This window comes from Bacillus atrophaeus, assembly GCF_039519175.1.
GTDB classification, from domain to species: domain Bacteria; phylum Bacillota; class Bacilli; order Bacillales; family Bacillaceae; genus Bacillus; species Bacillus atrophaeus.
Genome location: NZ_CP154443.1, coordinates 993,720 through 1,013,387, shown reverse-complemented (window position 1 = coordinate 1,013,387; position 19,668 = coordinate 993,720). Strand labels below are relative to the sequence as shown.

Annotated in this window: 19 protein-coding genes; 14 read left to right on the top strand and 5 right to left on the bottom strand. The window is 45.9% G+C overall.

All coding sequences use genetic code 11. The annotated features are described in order from the left end of the window. The first annotated feature begins 54 nt into the window (after positions 1-54). The 3 genes from AAHT65_RS05245 (at position 55) to AAHT65_RS05235 (ending at position 3,128) form a co-directional block, all read left to right on the top strand. On the top strand, positions 55-948 hold the full coding sequence (locus AAHT65_RS05245) for a PucR family transcriptional regulator (RefSeq protein ID WP_343311086.1): 894 nt from the start codon (positions 55-57) through the stop codon (positions 946-948). Positions 949-1,066: 118 nt separating this feature from the next. After that, on the top strand, positions 1,067-2,167 hold the full coding sequence (locus AAHT65_RS05240) for an ABC transporter ATP-binding protein (RefSeq protein WP_010790359.1): 1,101 nt from the start codon (positions 1,067-1,069) through the stop codon (positions 2,165-2,167). A gap of 112 nt (positions 2,168-2,279) precedes the next feature. Beyond that, positions 2,280-3,128: a polysaccharide deacetylase family protein gene (locus AAHT65_RS05235; protein ID WP_151290043.1), complete on the top strand. Its 849-nt coding sequence runs from the start codon at positions 2,280-2,282 to the stop codon at positions 3,126-3,128. A 10-nt stretch (positions 3,129-3,138) separates the two neighbouring features. Here the strand turns inward: AAHT65_RS05235 and AAHT65_RS05230 are convergent, their stop codons facing one another. Then, on the bottom strand, positions 3,139-3,339 hold the full coding sequence (locus AAHT65_RS05230; protein ID WP_343311085.1) for a hypothetical protein: 201 nt from the start codon (positions 3,337-3,339) through the stop codon (positions 3,139-3,141). 131 nt (positions 3,340-3,470) lie between these two features. Continuing rightward, a complete protein-coding gene (locus tag AAHT65_RS05225; RefSeq protein WP_425524845.1) occupies positions 3,471-4,811 on the bottom strand; it encodes a 2-hydroxycarboxylate transporter family protein in 1,341 nt (446 codons plus the stop codon). Positions 4,812-5,395: 584 nt separating this feature from the next. On the opposite strand from AAHT65_RS05225, the gene cydA reads away from it, so the two are divergent. From cydA to AAHT65_RS05200, 5 genes are all read left to right on the top strand, one after another. Continuing rightward, positions 5,396-6,802 carry a cytochrome ubiquinol oxidase subunit I gene (cydA, locus tag AAHT65_RS05220; RefSeq protein ID WP_088118250.1) on the top strand — a complete coding sequence of 469 codons (1,407 nt, stop codon included), beginning with the start codon at positions 5,396-5,398 and terminating at the stop codon, positions 6,800-6,802. Further along, a complete protein-coding gene (cydB, locus tag AAHT65_RS05215; RefSeq protein ID WP_343311083.1) occupies positions 6,786-7,802 on the top strand; it encodes a cytochrome d ubiquinol oxidase subunit II in 1,017 nt (338 codons plus the stop codon). Before cydA ends, cydB begins: the two co-directional genes overlap by 17 nt. Further along, a complete protein-coding gene (gene cydD, locus AAHT65_RS05210) occupies positions 7,802-9,505 on the top strand; it encodes a thiol reductant ABC exporter subunit CydD (protein WP_343311082.1) in 1,704 nt (567 codons plus the stop codon). Before cydB ends, cydD begins: the two co-directional genes overlap by 1 nt. Further along, positions 9,502-11,229 carry a thiol reductant ABC exporter subunit CydC gene (cydC, locus tag AAHT65_RS05205; protein ID WP_327853379.1) on the top strand — a complete coding sequence of 576 codons (1,728 nt, stop codon included), beginning with the start codon at positions 9,502-9,504 and terminating at the stop codon, positions 11,227-11,229. Before cydD ends, cydC begins: the two co-directional genes overlap by 4 nt. A 92-nt stretch (positions 11,230-11,321) precedes the next feature. Next, positions 11,322-12,164, top strand: coding sequence for an NAD(P)H-hydrate dehydratase (locus AAHT65_RS05200; RefSeq protein WP_343311081.1), 843 nt, complete (start codon positions 11,322-11,324; stop codon positions 12,162-12,164). 33 nt (positions 12,165-12,197) lie between these two features. Here the strand turns inward: AAHT65_RS05200 and AAHT65_RS05195 are convergent, their stop codons facing one another. Beyond that, on the bottom strand, positions 12,198-13,550 hold the full coding sequence (locus tag AAHT65_RS05195; RefSeq protein WP_088118246.1) for a purine-cytosine permease family protein: 1,353 nt from the start codon (positions 13,548-13,550) through the stop codon (positions 12,198-12,200). Between the two features lie 243 nt (positions 13,551-13,793). On the opposite strand from AAHT65_RS05195, the gene sigY reads away from it, so the two are divergent. From sigY to AAHT65_RS05165, 6 genes are read left to right on the top strand one after another with little or no spacing between them, the layout of a single operon-like run. Next, complete coding sequence (sigY, locus tag AAHT65_RS05190; protein ID WP_010790349.1) at positions 13,794-14,330, top strand: RNA polymerase sigma factor SigY; 537 nt, start codon at positions 13,794-13,796, stop codon at positions 14,328-14,330. Then, the gene (locus tag AAHT65_RS05185; RefSeq protein ID WP_343311080.1) at positions 14,323-14,643 is read left to right on the top strand and encodes a YxlC family protein; all 321 of its coding nucleotides are present in this window, start codon (positions 14,323-14,325) and stop codon (positions 14,641-14,643) included. Before sigY ends, AAHT65_RS05185 begins: the two co-directional genes overlap by 8 nt. Then, positions 14,640-14,840: a hypothetical protein gene (locus AAHT65_RS05180; protein WP_003326336.1), complete on the top strand. Its 201-nt coding sequence runs from the start codon at positions 14,640-14,642 to the stop codon at positions 14,838-14,840. Before AAHT65_RS05185 ends, AAHT65_RS05180 begins: the two co-directional genes overlap by 4 nt. Before the next feature lie 2 nt (positions 14,841-14,842). Further along, positions 14,843-15,031, top strand: a complete 189-nt coding sequence (locus AAHT65_RS05175) for a PLD nuclease N-terminal domain-containing protein (protein ID WP_003326337.1) — start codon at positions 14,843-14,845, stop codon at positions 15,029-15,031. 9 nt (positions 15,032-15,040) lie between these two features. After that, positions 15,041-15,931, top strand: coding sequence for an ABC transporter ATP-binding protein (locus AAHT65_RS05170; protein ID WP_268492843.1), 891 nt, complete (start codon positions 15,041-15,043; stop codon positions 15,929-15,931). Beyond that, complete coding sequence (locus tag AAHT65_RS05165; protein ID WP_268485119.1) at positions 15,928-16,704, top strand: ABC transporter permease; 777 nt, start codon at positions 15,928-15,930, stop codon at positions 16,702-16,704. The genes AAHT65_RS05170 and AAHT65_RS05165 overlap by 4 nt, the downstream gene beginning before the upstream one ends. Here the strand turns inward: AAHT65_RS05165 and AAHT65_RS05160 are convergent. Together AAHT65_RS05160 and katX are read right to left on the bottom strand one after the other, a co-directional pair. Then, complete coding sequence (locus tag AAHT65_RS05160; RefSeq protein WP_343311079.1) at positions 16,701-17,903, bottom strand: MFS transporter; 1,203 nt, start codon at positions 17,901-17,903, stop codon at positions 16,701-16,703. The genes AAHT65_RS05165 and AAHT65_RS05160 overlap by 4 nt on opposite strands. Positions 17,904-18,014: 111 nt before the next feature. Further along, on the bottom strand, positions 18,015-19,658 hold the full coding sequence (gene katX / locus AAHT65_RS05155; protein WP_106360215.1) for a catalase KatX: 1,644 nt from the start codon (positions 19,656-19,658) through the stop codon (positions 18,015-18,017). Positions 19,659-19,668: the final 10 nt, after the last annotated feature.

The following is a 19,668-nucleotide window of genomic DNA, read 5'->3' as shown; positions in this document are numbered from 1 at the left end:
GTGTATTTCGCCTTATACTGAAAATACATATCCTTACATAGGGGAGGAGACCATATGAAGTCGCTGCTGGCTATTTATCCCGGTTCGATTGTGTCTGACAAGCTTTGTACAAAGGAAGACTGCCTATGTTTTTTTGATGAAAACAGTCAGAAATATATCTCGATCCCAAAAACGGAGATCAGCCAAAAGGAGACGTTGCTGCTCCAGTCATTTTTAACGCTAGCGGAAGAGGCGGATCACATGTCGTTCAAATCGCCAGAAGAAAACAAGTGGTTTGCGTTTCTATTCTCGAAAGGAGAAGTGCCCCCGAATATCACAAAGAGGACAAGGTTCATTCATTTTCATTTGATTGGCAAAACAGAACGGGCGTCATTTGCGGAAGCGATGCGCCACTTTTGGCCGGTGTCTTTTGTGATCGTCTGGATGCATGAGGACAGAGGCGTGATTGTCGAACAGGAAAGTGAAGCGGCGGCCGGGAAAGACGAACTGGAGTCGCTCGCCAGGGTTCTTGAAAGTGATTTCTACTTCAGTGTCCGTTTTTACGCCGGAAGGTTTTATGAAACAGATGAGTGCTTACGAAAACATTATGCCCGTGAACAAACGTATTTTCTATTTGCTGAAAAGCGGCTGCCGCAGGTTCAGAGTGTGACGTTTGATATCATGTTCCCTTTTTTATTATTAGAAGAAGAAAAGGAACAACTGAAATCACTGCTTTGTGAAGAAGCCGAGCTATTATTTGAAAATGAACCTGAGCTGAGAAAAACGATCAAGCTGTTTATTGAAAACAACTCAAACGTGACATTAACAGCGAAAAAACTGCATCTGCACCGCAATAGTCTGCAATATCGGATTGATAAATTTATTGAGCGGTCGGGGATTGATATTAAAAAGTATAAAGGCGCTCTGCTTGCCTATTTTATTTGTCTGCAAAATGAAGTGTCAGAATAAACTGTAAATATGCACAAAAATAGACGAGGGATTTTATGAACAATGTCCATTTCAGCCATGGAAGAACGCTGTTACAATTTATTTTAAGAAAGCGTTTACAACAAAGGAGGAAGAAAGAATGGCTGAATTGCGGATGGAGCACATTTATAAATATTACGATCAACAGGATGCGGCTGTTGATGACTTCAATCTTCATATCCAGGATAAAGAATTTATCGTGTTTGTCGGGCCTTCCGGCTGCGGCAAATCGACTACATTGCGGATGGTTGCCGGTCTGGAGGAAATTTCACAAGGGGATTTTTATATAGGGGACAAAAGAGTAAATGATGTCGCGCCGAAGGACCGGGATATTGCCATGGTGTTTCAAAACTACGCGCTCTATCCGCATATGACCGTTTACGATAATATCGCTTTCGGGCTGAAGCTCCGAAAAATGCCTAAACCGGAAATTAAAAAGCGTGTAGAGGAAGCAGCCAAAATCTTAGGGCTGGAGGATTATTTGCACCGCAAGCCTAAAGCGCTATCAGGCGGCCAGCGGCAGCGGGTCGCGTTGGGGAGGGCGATCGTCAGGGACGCAAAAGTTTTTTTGATGGATGAGCCTTTATCTAACCTCGATGCCAAGCTGCGGGTGCAAATGAGAGCAGAAATTATAAAGCTTCACCAACGCCTGCAAACCACTACGATTTATGTCACGCACGACCAGACTGAAGCACTGACAATGGCAACCCGGATCGTGGTCATGAAGGACGGAAAAATTCAGCAGATCGGTAGCCCGAAGGAAGTATATGAAAACCCGGAAAACGTGTTTGTCGGCGGTTTTATCGGTTCTCCCGCGATGAACTTTTTCAAAGGGAAGCTAACTGACGGTGCTGTGCATATCGGTTCTGCCGTTCTCAGTGTGCCGGAAGGGAAAATGAAAGCTTTGCGGGAGAACGGGTACATCGGAAAAGACATTATTTTCGGCATCCGGCCCGAAGATATTCATGACGAACTGATAGTCGTTGAATCGTATAAGCACTCTTCCATAAAAGCAAAAATCAATGTTGCCGAATTGCTTGGTTCAGAGATAATGATCTATTCGCAGATAGACAACCAAGATTTTATAGCGCGTATCGACGCCCGGCTCGATATACAGACCGGTGATGAGCTGACGGTTGCGTTTGATATGAATAAGGCGCATTTTTTTGACGGTGAGACCGAAGTCAGAATTCGATCATAGCGTTTGCAAAACCAGACATGAAAAACGTGTCTGGTTTTTTGATATGAATCTAAAAAAACTATAAAAACAAACCGATAAGAAGAGTATGAAATAGACAGAAAGCGGGAAGAAAATGAAGCGGTTGGTTTTGAGCTTGTGGCTTTTTGCCGGATTGTTTGTTCTTGCGGCTTGTTCAGAACAAGAGGCAAATGCGGAGCAATCTGTGCCAAAAGCTGTACAGAAAACATCAGAAGCAATGAAAGAAACAGAGGATATTCCACAAGGGAAAAGGGATACGTCCGATTGGTTGAAAACAAAAGGAAAGGCGAAATTGCCAATTTTGATGTATCACAGTATTTCAACAGGAAACAGTCTCCGGGTTCCGCGCGAGGAATTCCAAGCCCATATGAAATGGCTGCATGACAACGGCTATCAAACGCTGTCGCCTGAAGAAGCGTATATCATGCTGACGGAGGATAAGAAACCGAGTGAAAAATGTGTGCTGATTACATTTGATGACGGGTATACGGATAATTACACTAAGGCGTATCCGGTGTTAAAGAAATACGGAATGAGGGCTACGATTTTTATGATCGGCACATCCATCGGGCATAAACATCACCTTACAGAAGGCCAAATGAAGGAAATGGCGGAAAACGGCGTGTCCATAGAAAGCCATACCATTCATCATTTAGAGCTGAACGGGCTGACTGCTGAACAGCAGCACAGTGAGATGGCTGATTCAAAGAAGTTGTTTGATCACATGTTTCATCAGAAAACGTCGATCATCAGCTATCCTGTGGGGCGCTATAATGAAGATACGTTGAAAAAAGCTGAAGAAACCGGCTATCAAATGGGCGTAACGACAGAGCCAGGTGCAGCATCAAGAGATCAGGGACTGTACTCGCTTCATCGTGTGCGTATTTCCCCGGGAATGTCAGCGGAAGCTTTTGGATCGCTTCTTGAACAATCTGTGAAGTAAAAGACGGTGTTTAATCACATCCGCCGCCCCCATCACATCCGGAATCGCTTGAAAAACCGCCCCCGTTACAGCCGGAATGGTGTGTATAACCGCTGGATGTGTCCCAAAATCCATTGTCTGCTCGACGTGTTTTCGTTTTTGAAGGCTTTGGATTAACGAGGCAATAGATGATGTAACTGATTAATAAACTGGATATGATGATATAAATCATACAGGAACCTCCTTTTATGTGGTTTCTGTAATACGAAGCGCGGGCCAAAAAGTTTCAGCCGCAACGAACATAAAAAGAAGCAAATTCCTCTGCATGCAGAAGAACTTGCTTCTTTATTTTCTAGGAAATAATCAATAAAATTGGTGCAGCAGCAATAAGGTCAGAGACACGGTGATCGCTCCGCCGATTCGGGTCGAGACTTGGGCGAACGGCATGAGTTCAAGACGTTCGGCCGCGCTGAGTATCGCTACGTCACCGGTTCCGCCTTGTCCTGAATGGCAAGCATTAATAATAGCGGTTTCGATTGGGTACATATTCAGCCATTTGCCGGTGAAAAACCCAACAGTCATCATCGTGATGACAACTGATAAGATTGTAATGATATTGCTGAGATTGAAGGCGGCAACCAGCTTGTCCCACGGTGTCATTGAAACGCCGATCGCGAATAATAACGGGTAGGTGACGGCCGTTGAAAAAAAGCGGGAAACGCCAAAGGCTCCATTTTCTATCGATGCCGGAACCAGTTTGAAAAGTTTAATCAGAACGGCTAACACCAGCATAGCGACCGGAGCGGGAAACCCGAAGAAGTCATGAGCCAGCATTCCGACCAGATATAAAGAAACAGCAAGAATACCGCCTGACGCAACGAGAGAAAGGTTAAAAAGCTGTTCGCCTTTGTCCTCTTGATCAAGGTTGGTTGACTGTTGATCAGATCGGTCTACTTTTCCGTTTCCCGTCCATTCCGGTTTTTTCTTACCGATGACATTTAACATTCCGGCTAAGACAATCGCGCAAAGGCTTCCGAGCATGATAGAAGGCAGGACGAGTGCAAACGCTTCCCCTTGAGACATCGGCATGATGTCTGAATATCCGATTGATAGAGGAATAGCGCCTTCTCCGACACCACCCGCCATAATCGGAATAACGACGTACAGCAGCGTATGCTGAAATCCAAGGCCGAGCAGTGTTCCGACAGCTAATCCTACGCAGGCAGCGACAATAGAGCCGGCAATAAGCGGAATAAAGATTTTGACGAAAGCTTTGATTAAGACCTCCCTTTTCATGCCCAGAATACTTCCGACAACGATGCCGGCAATAAATAAATAAAGGAAGTTTGAGTTTTCAGTAAATTCTGTTGTTGAAGAAATAACATCTTTTGGAAGCAGATGATAGTAGACGACAGCGGACGGTATAAAAGTAGCGAGAATTGCCGGGCCTCCTATTGATCGGACAATCGGGATAGATTTTCCGATTTGGGCGAAAGTGAATCCGAAAAAACTCATGATGGCGATAGACGATAAAATGTCGCTTTTCACATTATGAGTCATGACAAACACAGTAATTAAAACCAATAGCAAGACATAAACCGGCAATGGTATAATGCCGATTTTTATATTCATTGCTCTGGCAAAGTGATTTTCTTTTTGCACCCCTTGTAGTGAATCCGTTTGCAACTTTGGAACTCCCATCATAATCCCCCATTCTCTTTGCAGAAAAAATGTTAACTATATTAAGTATACTGAAAAATTTAAATTATTCATATAATAGAAATTTACTATCCCTGTTAAAAAAGTTTGGATGGATACAAGTAAAGGGGCGGCCGACTCAAATTGGATGATATGAGAAAACAGAGGCTGCCGCGGTTCGATGAGAAAGCGGAAAACATCATCGGAAAGCTGGTTTACCATCATTTTTGCAGTGAAAGGAGCATTTTATTCGCGTGATTTTCTGAGTTGATGTACGATAATAGAGGGTCATTTTTCCTAGCCTTAGTCATAAATCAGCTACAAATTAGACAATAATCAGTCACAAAATAAACCGTTTTTTAGGTATATTGGTCTTTTTTTTTGAAGCAAATCGTTGTAAAGTACTTATTATGAACCATGTGAAGATTGCTTAAACTATTACATTAGCAATCAATGGGAACATGATTTGACGAATTTGTGAAATGTTGAACAATATTTTAGTCTATTTTGTGAAATGGTGATCAATATCATAACCTGATTTGTGAAACATTGAGCAATACTATTTTAAAACAGGAATGGAGGATTACCGCATGAGTGAATTAGTTTTGGCCCGTTTTCAATTTGCATCAACGACTTTGTTTCACTTCTTGTTTGTTCCAATGTCAATCGGGCTTGTTTTCATGGTTGCATTAATGGAGACTCTTTATGTTGTGAAAAAACAAGAGAGTTACCTCAAAATGGCTAAGTTTTGGGGACATCTGTTTTTAATAAATTTTGCGGTCGGTGTTGTGACTGGGATTTTGCAAGAATTTCAGTTCGGGTTGAACTGGTCTGATTATTCCCGTTTTGTCGGAGATGTCTTTGGCGCGCCGCTTGCGATTGAAGCGTTATTAGCGTTTTTTATGGAATCTATCTTTATCGGTTTGTGGATTTTCGGCTGGGATCGTTTATCTAAAAAGGTACACCTTCTCTGTATTTGGCTTGTGTCCTTCGGTACGATCATGTCATCTTTTTGGATTTTGACAGCCAACTCCTTTATGCAGGAGCCGGTCGGCTTTACGATTAAAAATGGCCGTGCGGAGATGAATGATTTTGGTGCGCTGATTACGAACCCGCAGCTTTGGGTTGAATTCCCGCACGTGATTTTCGGCGCGCTTGCGACAGGCGCTTTCTTTATCGCAGGTGTGAGTGCTTTTAAACTATTGAAGAAAAAAGAAGTGCCATTCTTTAAACAATCTTTCAAACTTGCAATGATTGTCGGCCTTTGCGCAGGACTTGGCGTCTCCTTAAGCGGACACATGCAGGCTGAACATTTGATGGAGTCACAGCCAATGAAAATGGCTGCCAGTGAAGGGCTTTGGGAAGACAGCGGCGACCCTGCTGCTTGGACGGCCTTTGCCACAATTGATACGAAAAATGAAAAGAGCTCAAATGAAATCAAAGTTCCTTACGCATTGAGCTATCTGGCTTATCAAAAATTCAGCGGCAGTGTCAAAGGGATGAAAACACTTCAGGCAGAGTACGAAAAAGTGTACGGAAAAGGCGACTATATTCCGCCTGTCAAAACGACGTTCTGGAGCTTCCGCATTATGGTTGGAGCAGGTGTTATCATGATTCTTGCTGCGTTAGGCGGCCTTTGGCTAAACCGCCGCAAAAAGCTGGAAAACAGCAAATGGTATTTGCGCATCATGATCGCATTGATTTCCTTCCCGTTTATTGCAAACTCCGCGGGCTGGATTATGACAGAAATCGGGCGTCAGCCTTGGACGGTCATGGGATTAATGACGACGGCTCAATCCGTGTCGCCTAATGTAACGTCAGGCTCTCTACTATTCTCTATCATTTCGTTCGGTGTGATGTACTTGATTCTTGGGGCTTTACTTGTATTTTTGTTTGTTCGTGAAATTAAAAAAGGTGCGGAGCATGATGATCATAAAGATGTTCCGGTAACCACGGATCCATTTAGTCAGGAGGTATACCATGGCATCTCTTCATGATCTTTGGTTTATACTGGTTGCCGTATTGTTTGTCGGATTTTTCTTTTTGGAAGGCTTTGATTTTGGTGTCGGCATGTCTACCCGTTTTCTAGGGAATAATGAAATAGAGCGCAGAGTGCTGATTAACACGATAGGCCCGTTCTGGGACGCGAATGAAGTGTGGCTTTTGACAGGTGCGGGAGCGATATTTGCAGCATTTCCCAATTGGTATGCCACAATGCTGAGCGGTTATTACATTCCGTTTGTGATTGTCCTGCTTGCTTTGATGGGCCGCGGTGTCGCATTTGAATTCCGCGGCAAGGTCGATCATTCGAAATGGGTGAAAGTCTGGGACTGGGTTGTTTTCTTTGGCAGTCTGATCCCGCCGTTTGTGTTAGGTGTTTTATTTACAAGCTTATTCCGAGGTATGCCGATCGATGCGGATATGAATATGCACGCTGGATTTTCAGATTATATTAATGTGTATTCAGTTCTTGGCGGTGTGACCGTGACGCTTCTTTGCTTCCTGCACGGATTGATGTTTATTACGCTGCGCACGGTAAGTGATTTGCAAGACCGGGCGCGTCAAATGGCGAAAAAGGTAATGGGAGCGGTACTTGTCGCAGTGCTTGCCTTTGCAGCGCTGTCCGCCTATGAAACTGATATGTTTACACGCCGGGGCGAAATAACCGTACCTCTTGTCGTGCTGATTGTGATCTGTCACATGCTTGCGGCGGTATTTATCCGCAAGAAAAAGGATGGCTGGACATTTGCGATGACTGGTGCCGGGCTTGCCATAACGGTAGCCTTGATTTTTATCTCATTGTTCCCGCGTGTCATGGTCAGCTCTCTGCAAAGCACGTATGATTTAACAGTAGCTAACGCTTCTTCCGGTGATTACTCGCTTAAAGTCATGACATTTGCAGCTTTAACCCTTTTGCCGTTTGTCATCGGCAGTCAGATCTGGAGCTATTATGTTTTCCGGAAGCGCGTCAGTCATAAGGAGCCTATGATTTATTAATGGGAAAAGACCTGTTTCTTTATAAAGGAATGAAGCGGATTCTCACAATGATTACGGTTTTGACTCTGATTCAAACAGCCGCCATTATTATGCAGGCAGAATGGCTGAGTGAAGCGGTAACCGGACTGTTTAACGGAAAGCGGATTACCGCTTTGTATCCGGTTTTCGGCTTCTTCCTGTTGGCGTTTCTGGCTCGTCATGCCGTGACCCTTGTCCGTCAGAAAATCGTGTATCAATATGCGGCGCAGACAGGTGCTGATCTCAGAAAAAGCTTTCTCGACCAATTATTCCGCCTAGGCCCTCGGTTTGTGAGGAAAGAAGGGACAGGGCAAATGGTGACGTTAGCGATGGAGGGAATCAGCCAATTTCGCCGGTATCTTGAGCTGTTTTTGCCGAAAATGGTCAGCATGGCTGTCGTGCCTGCGGCTGTTGTGATTTATGTTTTTTTTCAAGACAGGACGTCTGCCGTTATTTTAATCCTCGCCCTGCCGATTTTGATCATCTTCATGATTCTTCTCGGCCTTGTGGCGCAAAAGAAAGCAGACCGGCAGTGGAAATCGTATCAGACCTTATCCAATCACTTTGTTGATTCGCTTCGCGGATTAGAGACTTTGCGGTTTTTAGGACTGAGCAGGTCGCATAGCAAAAACATTTTCCATGTCAGTGAACGGTATCGAAAAGCAACGATGAGCACGCTTCGGGTGGCGTTTTTATCCTCTTTTGCCCTCGATTTTTTTACAATGCTGTCGGTGGCGACAGTGGCTGTGTTTCTCGGCCTGCGTCTCATTGAAGGGCACATTCTTCTCGGTCCCGCGCTGACTGCTTTAATCCTCGCGCCGGAATACTTTCTTCCTGTGCGAGAGGTAGGAAATGATTATCATGCAACCTTAAACGGGCAAGAAGCCGGCAAGGCGATTCAAGCCGTTTTGGCGCAGCCCGGGTTTAAACAAGAGGCGCCTCTTGAGCTTGGAAAATGGTCTGATCAAGATGAGCTGGTCCTGTCTGGCGTGTCTGTTCACCAGACATTATCGGATATCAATTTTTCTATTAAAGGGAAAAAGAAAATTGGGATCATTGGAGCGAGCGGTGCGGGGAAATCAACACTGATTGATGTATTAGGCGGCTTTTTGGAGACCGATGGCGGTACAATTGAGGTCAAAGGGTCACCACGTTCCCATTTGCAGGCGGACGATTGGCAGAAGAACCTCTTATATATTCCGCAGCACCCGTATATTTTTGATGATACATTAATGAACAATATCCGGTTTTATCATCCAGATGCTTCTTCAGGGGAAGCGGCGCGTGCCGCGGCATCAGCGGGGCTTTCTGAGCTTGCCGGTCTTCTTCCTGGGGGGCTTGAGGGACGGATCGGTGAAGGCGGCAGATCACTCAGCGGCGGCCAGGCTCAGCGGGTTGCACTGGCCCGGGCCTTTTTAGGAAACCGTCCGATTCTGTTATTAGATGAACCGACCGCTCATCTTGATATCGAAACAGAGTATGAAATCAAAGAAACAATGCTTGATTTGTTTGAGGATAAGCTTGTGTTTCTCGCGACACACAGGCTCCACTGGATGCTCGATATGGATGAAATTATCGTGCTGGACGGCGGCAAGGTTGCTGAAATCGGGACTCACGATGAATTGCTGGCGAAAAACGGTGTGTACACCAAACTCGTGAAGGCACAACTGGGGGAAAGAGCATGAAGAAAGAAGAATGGATACGGCCGTATATCAAGCAAAATGCCCGCTTGTTTGTCCTTGTGGTATGTTTGGGCGCGGTTACGATTTTTTCCGCCGCTTTTCTCATGTTCACATCAGGATTTTTAATCTCTAAAGCCGCAACAAGGCCTGAGAATATCCTGCTCATTTATGTGCCGATCGTAGCCGTCCGCACCTTTGGCATTGCGCGTTCTGTCTCCCGTTATGCGGAACGGCTTGTCGGCCATCATATCATTTTAAAAATCGTGTCTGATATGCGAGTCCGCCTTTACAACATGCTTGAGCCGGGCGCTTTGATGCTGCGTTCACGCTTTCGCACGGGTGACATGCTCGGGATATTGGCTGAGGATATTGAACATTTGCAGGACGCTTTTTTGAAAACCGTTTTCCCCGCGATTTCAGCCTTGCTGTTATACGCTGTGTCTATTATTGCGCTCGGGTTCTTTTCTTGGCCTTTTGCAGCGCTGATGGCCATTTATTTATTTGTGCTTGTCGTGCTGTTTCCGGTTGTGTCGCTGCTTGTGACAAAAGCAAAAAACACAAGGCTGAAGAGCGGCCGGAATGCGCTGTACAGCAGGCTTACCGATGCTGTCTTGGGTGTAAGCGACTGGATGTTCAGCGGCCGTCAGCATTCATTTGTTGAGTCATATGAAAAAGAAGAAAACGCATGGTTTGAGATAGAACAGAAAAGGCAGCGCTTTACGAGATGGCGGGATTTTGCCGCCCAATGTCTTGTCGCGGGCCTCATTTTGCTCATGCTGTTTTGGACAGCCGGACAGAATGCGGACGGGGAGCTTGCCAGAACAATGATCGCGGCCTTTGTGCTTGTCATTTTTCCGCTGACGGAAGCCTTTTTGCCGCTTTCCGATGCGCTGACAGAAGTGCCCGGTTATCAAGACTCTGTTAGAAGGATGAACAAGACGGCGCCTCAGACAGAGACAGCGCGAATTGCACCGGCAGCGGAGAAACTTGATCTGAACGATGTGACACTCCGCTTTGATCATGTGGCGTTTTCTTATGATGACAGCTCACAGGTGCTGAACCAATTCTCCTTTACGCTTCGCCAAGGCGAAAAAATGGCGCTGCTTGGCAGGAGCGGATCAGGCAAATCAACATCGCTGGCACTTATTGAAGGGGCTTTGACCCCCGATTCCGGCAAGGTGACGCTAAATGGAATGGAAACAGCGTCGCTTGATGACCAGATCGCGGAAGCCGTTTCCGTGTTAAATCAAAAGCCTCACCTGTTTGATACCAGCATCTTGAACAATATCAGGCTTGGAAACGGACAGGCGAGTGATGAGGATGTCCGGCGGGCCGCACGTCAGGTACAGCTTCACGATTACATTGAATCGCTGCCTGATGGCTACGACACGTCTGTCCAAGAAACGGGAATCCGCTTTTCCGGAGGAGAACGTCAGCGGATTGCACTCGCCCGTATATTGCTTCAGGACACGCCGATTATTATTCTCGATGAGCCGACTGTCGGCCTTGATCCGATTACGGAAAGAGAGCTTCTTGATACGATATTCGGCGTGCTGAAGGGTAAAACCATTCTGTGGATTACTCACCACTTGGCAGGTGTTGAAGCGGCTGATAAGGTTGTATTTCTCGAAAACGGCAAAGCAGAAATGGAAGGGACGCATGAGGAATTGCTGGCGGGTAATGAACGGTACCGCAGACTTTATCACCTTGATGTTCCTGTAAGATAGAGACAGCTTCTTTTGAAGAGGTTGTCTTTTTTTTTGTTTAAAAAGCGGCATTGTTTGGAATATATGTAGTAGATGCCAGAGGAGGTATGAAGATGAGTAATCAAGAGCAGGTACGTGAATGGACGGAAGAACACGTGAGGGAGACACTGCCAAAAAGAGATGCCTCAAGCCACAAAGGCACATTCGGAACGGCTTTGCTGCTGGCGGGAAGCGATGACATGCCGGGCGCGGCTCTTCTCTCAGGACTGGGGGCCATGCGCAGCGGTCTCGGCAAGCTTGTCATCGGCACGTCAGAAAGTGTGATTCCGCTGATTGTTCCGGTTTTGCCCGAGGCGACATATTGGCGTAACGGATGGGAAAAAGCCGCACAATCGCCGCTCGAGGAATCTTATCGGGCGGCGGCGATTGGATCGGGCATGCCGCAAACGAAAGACGTTCAGCGGGCCGTTGATCATGTGATCGCTGCGGATTGCCCCGTCATTCTCGACGCCGGAGCCCTCACAAAGCGTTCTTATCCAAAGCGCAAAGCTCCGATCATTGTAACACCGCATCCCGGAGAATTCTCCAGAATGACAGGCGTTTCAATAGAAGATTTGGAAAAGGACAGAGCGGGTTATGCGAAAGAATGGGCGCATCAGCTGCAAACAACAATTGTTTTAAAAGGCAGACATACCATCGTGGCGTTTCCTGACGGAGAATGCTGGTACAACGCGGCGGGAAATGCGGCGCTGGCTAAAGGCGGAACAGGCGACACGCTGACAGGAATGATGCTGGGAATGCTGTGCTGCCACCGGGAGGCAAAGCACGCCGTATTGAATGCGGTATACCTTCATGGTATATGCGCCGAACTATGGACCGAAGAGCACTCGCCTCATACGCTGCTGGCGCATGAACTGTCCGCCCTATTGCCTCGTGTATGGAAACGATTTGAATAAAAAAAGCTGTCTTCATTGGAAGACAGCTTTTTTTTAATAAGCGGCTTGTTTTTTCAACCGGGATTTCATGAGAACATAATAAAGAACAGAAGGCACAGCTAAGCCGACAACCCAAGCGATATCTCCTCCGCCAAACATTTCCGCCAGCGGGCCGATGTAAAAGGATGTATTGATAAATGGAATTTCCAGCAAGATCGACAGAACAAAGGCTGACGAAGTGATCCAGTTCACTTTTCCGTACTGTCCGTTTACATCAAACATCGCTTTGACATGGTATTTCCCGTGACGGACGAAGTAATAATCAACCAAGTTGATCGCCGTCCACGGAATTAGGAAATAACTAATAAAAAAGATGAAATTCAAGAACAGCTCCATGAAATTGCTTTGCCCGAGCAGGCTTAACACCGTACCTGCGATTGTCACACACAGGATCATAATAATCCTGGTTTTTGGGGTGACCTTCATTTTGAGAAACGGCTCAAGTGTTGTGGTAGTAGACATAAATGCGCCGTACAGGTTAAAGACATTGATCGCCATTTGTCCAAACAAAACGATAATCAGCATAATGAATGAAAAAGGTCCAAACAGCTGAACAATCTGGTTTCCTGAGTTTGTGGTGAAGTCAGGAAGTGACGTTGTCAGCAGCGCGCCGAGAACCATCATCCAGATTGAACTTACCGAGGTGCCGGCATAGCTGTACCAAAACGTTTTGGAGGCCGGCGTTTTCACGGGCAGATATCGCGAATAATCAGCGACATAAGGTGCGTATGCGAGCTGCCATGTGGCCACAGCGCTGATTGCGACCAAAAAAACAGGCAGGTTTAAAGCACCGGGAACCCAGCTGCCTGCCGGAATCGGCAATTGAAAAATAATGATAGTCGCAGCGAGAAATACGGCAAAAGAAGTCCAGGAGAGAATTTTTTGCATTTTGTGAATCAGATCATGGCCGTAAATGGTGAGTAAAAAGCAAACGGCACTTAAACCGATAATACTCCATGTTCCGGGAATCGGTACAAAGCTGCTTAAAGTGCTGGCTGCGAGGATCGTGCTGCTCGCAAAGAAACCTAAGTAGATAAACATAACTAAAAAGAGAGGAAGAATTGCTCCGATCACCCCAAATTGGGCACGGCTTTGAATCATTTGCGGGATGCCGAGCTGAGGGCCTTGCGCAGAATGGGAAGCCATAAAGATAGCGCCGATCAAGGTTCCGCAAATAATGGCAGCGACACTCCAAAATAGATTAAGCCCCATCGCCACGGGCAGAGTGCCGGTTACTAATGTTGTAATATGCATATTTGCCCCGAACCAAACGGGAAATAAATCTTTAGCCTTTCCATGTCTTTCTTCTTTCGGAATGTGTTCAATCGTTCGCCTTTCAACTTTCACTAGACAGTCCCCCATATGTTTTTAAAATATTGTTTTGCTTAATTTGATATATCAATAGGTAAGTTGTTTGACATAAAGTCTTAGCTTAACAGACTGCCCCGCCGTTTACAAATAACGGTCAGCGGAAAATACCGGTAAAATCATAAATGGCGATACTAAGAAATAAATGATAAAAAAATGAACGATCTGATAATTGATGTCGTCTCATAAGACAGAACGACAAGAAAAGGGGGCCGGCAACCTTTGGAGCTACCAGATGAACAGCAATTGATTCAGCAGGCTAAAGAAGGGGATGACGCTGCATTTACAACCCTTTTCCAGCACCATTACACATTCTTATATAAGTATCTATTGAAGCTTTCACTCAATCCCGATGTCAGTGAAGATTTGCTTCAAGAAACCTTTCTGAAAGGATATATGCATTTGCACAGCTTTCAGGGAAGGTCAAAGTTTTCTACATGGCTGATTTCCATTGCCACAAGGCTGTACCTTGATCACCAAAAAAAGAGAAAGAGAGAAAAGCGGCGGCAGCAAACATTTACAGACGAAACGGTACGCAAACTGAAATGGGATATTTCTGCTAAAGGAAATGAGTGGAGCGAGACGCTTGAGGCATTCTCGAGGCTTGCCCCCGATCTTCGTACACCGGTTTTGTTGAGGCATTATTACGGTTATACCTATTCGGAAATCGCGGTGATTCTTCACATAAAGGAAGGGACAGTGAAGTCAAGGGTGCATAAAGGATTACACCGAATCAGAAAGGAGTGGGCCGATGAATAAAGAGAAGCTTTCCGCACATTTGCAAACAGAGCTCGATAAAATTGACCAGAGTGCAGAACCCACCGTTCCCGATCAGAAAGAATTGCTTCAGCAGTTATCGCATTTTAAAGAAGTCCGAAGAAAATCCATTCTCAAAGAAGGTATCGCGTTTCTATTTTGTGCGCTGGCTGTGGTGAGTATCTTTGCCTTAGCTGTTTCTCAAATTCCGGCGGTCTTTATTTTCTTACAAGCATGTGCGTTTCTCAGCCTTCCGGTTCTGGTCATGGCTGAGAAAAAAAGACAGCCCCCTGTAATAGAGGTGAAGCGCAGATGAGCCAAAATGAGATATTCATTGTTGTGTTTGCTTATCTGGTCGTTTTGTCTCAGGGAATCTTTTTATTTGTTGATGCGAAGAAAAGAGGGCGATTGGCATGGATGTGGGGTCTTATCGGACTTATTACAGCACCGCTGCCTATTCTTTGTTATTACTTTTTTGTTATCAAACCTGATCGAAAAAAAAGGAGGCTGTAACGATGAGTATTTCTTGGGAAATGATTCTTCCGCTGATCGTATTGCAGGCTGTTCTGGCAGTGTTTGCGCTCATCACTTGTGTAAGAGAAAAAGAAACAAATGGGCCGAAATGGATGTGGGCTGCAGTCATTATTTGTCTCAATATTATCGGCCCGATTTTATTTTTTACTGTAGGAAGAAAACAGAGATAGGAGAATGGCATGCTGACAATTAACCGTCTTACAAAAACATATCAGCAGCATCAAGCTGTGCGGAATATCAGTTTTGGCGTAAAAGAAAATGAATGTGTTGCTCTGCTAGGTCCGAATGGGGCGGGGAAAACGACAACGCTGCAAATGCTGGCGGGGCTTTTAACACCAACCTCAGGAGACATTGAAATGTTAGGCAAGCACAAGATAGATCGGCGCCAGATCGGCTATCTTCCTCAATATCCATCTTTTTATTCGTGGATGACCGCAAAAGAGTTTTTATCCTTTGCCGGGAAGCTCTCCGGCCTTTCAAAAGAAGAGTGTCTTAAGGAAATAGCCCCTATGCTGGAATTTGTCGGTCTTGGGGAAGCGGCAGACAAAAAAATCGGCGGGTTTTCAGGAGGAATGAAGCAAAGGCTCGGACTTGCACAGGCTCTCCTTCATAAACCGAAGCTTTTGATTTTGGATGAGCCGGTGTCCGCCTTGGACCCGACAGGCCGCATGGAGGTTCTTGAGATGATGAAGGAGCTGAAGAAGCATATGGCTGTTTTATTTTCTACACATGTTCTTCATGACGCAGAACAGGTTTGCGATCAAGTCGTAATTTTAAAAGAGGGCTCGATTTCTTGGCAAGGCGCCCTGCAGCAACTGAAAGATCAGTATCAAACGAACGTTTTCGTCCTAGCCGTTAAAGAAGAACTTAAAGGCTGGCTGGAGGACCTGCCTTTTGTTTCAGATGTTGTCTACAAAAATGGGTCCCAAGCTGTTTTTGAACTTCAAGATACAGCTTTCAGCGGTACGCTGCTGCGGAATTGTTTAGACAGGGGAATGACGGTTACTCATTTTGAACAAAAATCGGAATCGCTTGAAGACGTATACATCAAGGTGGTGCATTCGCAATGAAGACTTGTATGGTTCTTTTAAAAAAGGAATGGTTTGAAGCGCTGAAAAGCGGCAGGCTGATATGGCTTCCAATCGCCATGATGATTGTCGGATTAACGCAGCCGCTCAGCTTATATTATATGCCTGAAATCATCGAAAACGCGGGGAATTTACCCGACGGCGTAGCCATAAACTTTACCATGCCTTCGGGAAATGAAGTGATGATCAGCACGCTGTCCCAGTTCAGCGTACTTGGAACGGCATTATTGATTTTCAGCGTGATGGGCAGCGTGGCGAATGAACGAAATCAAGGCGTCCTCGCTCTCATCATGTCTCGGCCTGTACCGGCTGTTTACTATATACTAAGCAAATGGATCGTTCATAGTGTGATCGGGGCAGGTTCTTTTGCGGCTGGATATGGCCTCGCCTATTACTACGTACATATGCTGTTTGACGGTACGGACTCCACCCGGTTTTTATCCAGTCTTGGCGTGTATTCCCTCTGGGTTGTCTTCGTCATGACCGCCGGTTTGTTAGGCAGTACCGTATTTCGTTCAATCGGAGCAGCCGCCGCGGCCGGAATAGGATTGGTGGCTGCAGTGTCTTTGGCAGTGTCCCTCTCCCCAGATCATACGGTTTGGCTGCCGTCTGTATTGAGAACGCAGGCGGATCATATGCTGCTGCATGGGGAATGGGGCGACTTCTTTGGCTGGACACTTGCGGCTTCCGTCTTGTGTATTGTAGTGCTCGCCGCTTTATCCGTCTGGTGTTTTCGGCGATATAAAACATATTAATCTATCATATGATTTCTTTTTATGAGTATTATACCAAGGGCGGCGAACGCCAAGATGCCGGCAGCGATGAACACGTCATTCAAACCGAATGTTTGTGCAATTTTTCCGGCAAGCATCGGACCGATAAAAATACCGAGTGCGTAAAATGATTGATAAAACCCCATGACTGACATCTTTAAACGAGCTGAACTGATATCCACGGCCTGACCCAGCAGCAAAGGAAACACGAAACCCAGCGCCAGCCCGATGACAGCGTGGGTGAAACAAATCGAAAGTAATGAGACCGAGAGGGGAATGCAGCATAAGCAGATCCCCGTAACGGCAAAACAGGTAATCAGCGTTCGGCGAATGTTATGTTTGGTAAAATGAAAGACTGCAAGACTTAAAGTCGCAGCTGCATGTGGGAGGAAAAAGGAGCTCATCACCCATAGCAGCTCGATATCGTTCATCCCGAGCCGATTTGTATAGATCGGGGTAAAACCAAAAACGGTCATAAATAGAATAGCGTGAGCCGTTAAAGAAAGCGTTGTGAGCGTTTTCAGCTTCGGCAGAACCAGCGTTTCTTTGATAGATTGCGAGATGGAAATGGTTTCTCGTGTTCCCGGCGAAGATGAGGGGTCTTTTATAAAATAGCAGATGATAAGCCCTGCAACAGACGCGGCTAACGCCATCCAAAATGGTACATGCCTGCCTAAATGGGCTGCCGCAAAGCCGCAAAACACAATGCTGATAAACTGAGGCATCACGGTGAAAAATTGCATAATCCCCATCGCCTTCGACGCGTTGTCATGATTGAAATACTGAGCATATATAATCGTTGCCATCACCCACATTGACGCTGTGATGCCTGCGAAGAGCCGGGCGGTCAACACCATTATGAATGAATCAAAATATAAAAAAAGCAGACTGCTGATCAAAGAGAATAAAAAACCGGTGATCAGCAATTGCTTGCGAAGGCTGAAAAGGAAATCCGCAAGCAGACCGAGCGGAAAACGCAGGAGAATCTGTGTCACGCCATAGCTTCCGAGGATGATTCCGATCGCCCCGTAAGAAAAGCTTTTATCTTCTAAATAAAGGCCAAAGACTGGAACGTATATATAGCCGGCGAACCAAAAACAGAACACCATACATAAAAACACAGCATGGTCCCGCGCGCTCATTGTTTTTTTCTCATGAATCAGTGTTTGCTGTATTTCCATCACTCTCATTCCTTTCCATTTAAAGTACATCATACTTTATGAAAGCGTTACAACATTAAGGTACAAAACAGGTATAAAAAAACAGGGCCGGTAACGGTCCTGTTTTTTAGGTTAATACGGATCAGACGGATGGCTTTCTTTTTCAGCCTGCTGAGCGGCTTGAGCGGTTTCTGTCGTGCCGATCGGTCCGTTGCTGTTGTTTTCCGCGGCTTTTTTCAGCCCTTCAGCAACTCGATTTCCGTAATCTGGATCGGCTTTTGTGAAATTCTCGATCATTTGGTCCTGAATGTCTTTCTTGCATGTCGATAAGGTATTGACCAGATTTGTAATCAATTCATTGCGTTCAAATTCAGAAAATCTCCGGTACGTTTCCCCGGCCTGTCCGAAATTGTTGGTTCTCTCGATTGCTTCCCGCTTTAAGTCGCCTTCGACATGAGGCGTATGGTCTTTCGCCTGCTTCGGCGCTTCGTTCAATCCGCCCATGATGGATGGCTCATAGTTGACATGCGGGTTTTGTCCTTCGCCGATGTCCACCCGATATTGCATTTGCCCGCCTTGCTGATTGGTCGCGACGTGTTTTTTCGGTGAGTTGATCGGCAGCTGCAAGTAGTTCGCACCAACCCGATAACGCTGGGTGTCCGAATAGGCAAACGTCCGTCCCTGAAGCAATTTATCATCAGAAAAATCAAGGCCGTCCACAAGCACGCCTGTTCCAAATGAAGCCTGCTCTACTTCAGCATGGTAGTTTTCAGGATTTTTGTTTAACACCAATTTGCCGATCGGCTTCCATGGGAAGTCGTCTTTATACCACAGCTTTGTCGGATCAAGCGGATCAAAGTCAAGCTCCGGATGCTCATCATCGCTCATGATTTGGGCGTAAACTTCCCATTCCGGATAATCGCCATTTTCAATCGCTTCATACAAGTCCTGTGTCGCATGGTTGAAGTTTTTCCCTTGAATCTCTTCTGCTTCTTTCTGCGTCAGATTGCGAATGCCCTGCTTCGGTTCAAAGTGGTATTTGACGAGAACAGCCTTGCCTTCTTCATTCACCCATTTGTATGCATGAACGCCTGAGCCTTGCATATGCCGGTAGTTAGCGGGAATGCCCCAAGGCGAAAATAAGAATGTGATCATATGTGTCGCTTCAGGAGATTGAGAAATAAAGTCGAAAATACGTTCACCATCTTGGATATTGGTCACGGGATCAGGCTGAAAGGCGTGAACAAGATCCGGGAATTTGAGCGGATCACGGATAAAAAAGATTTTTAAGTTGTTCCCGACCAGATCCCAGTTTCCGTCTTCGGTATACAGCTTAACGGCAAAACCGCGCGGATCCCGTAATGTCTCGGGTGAGTGTTTTCCATGATTGACTGTTGAAAAACGAACAAATGCCGGCGTTTTCTTACCCTTTTCTTGAAAAAGCTTTGCCCGTGTGTACTTCGAAATCGGCTCGTCTCCAAAACCTCCGTAAGCTTCAAAATACCCGTGAGCGCCCGCGCCTCTTGCATGGACGACACGTTCAGGAATTCTTTCACGGTCAAAGTGGCTGATTTTTTCTAGAAAATCGTAATTTTCCAGCGTTGTCGGGCCTCTGTTGCCGACTGTTCTGACATTTTGATTGTCAGTAACGGGATGCCCCTGTCTGTTCGTCAAGGTTTCTTCAGACTCGCTTTTTCCAGTGGTCTTGTGAGAAAGCTCATCTTCACTGCCTTCGACATTTGTACCGTGATACTCATGCTGATTGTCATCTTTCATTGGTTGACCC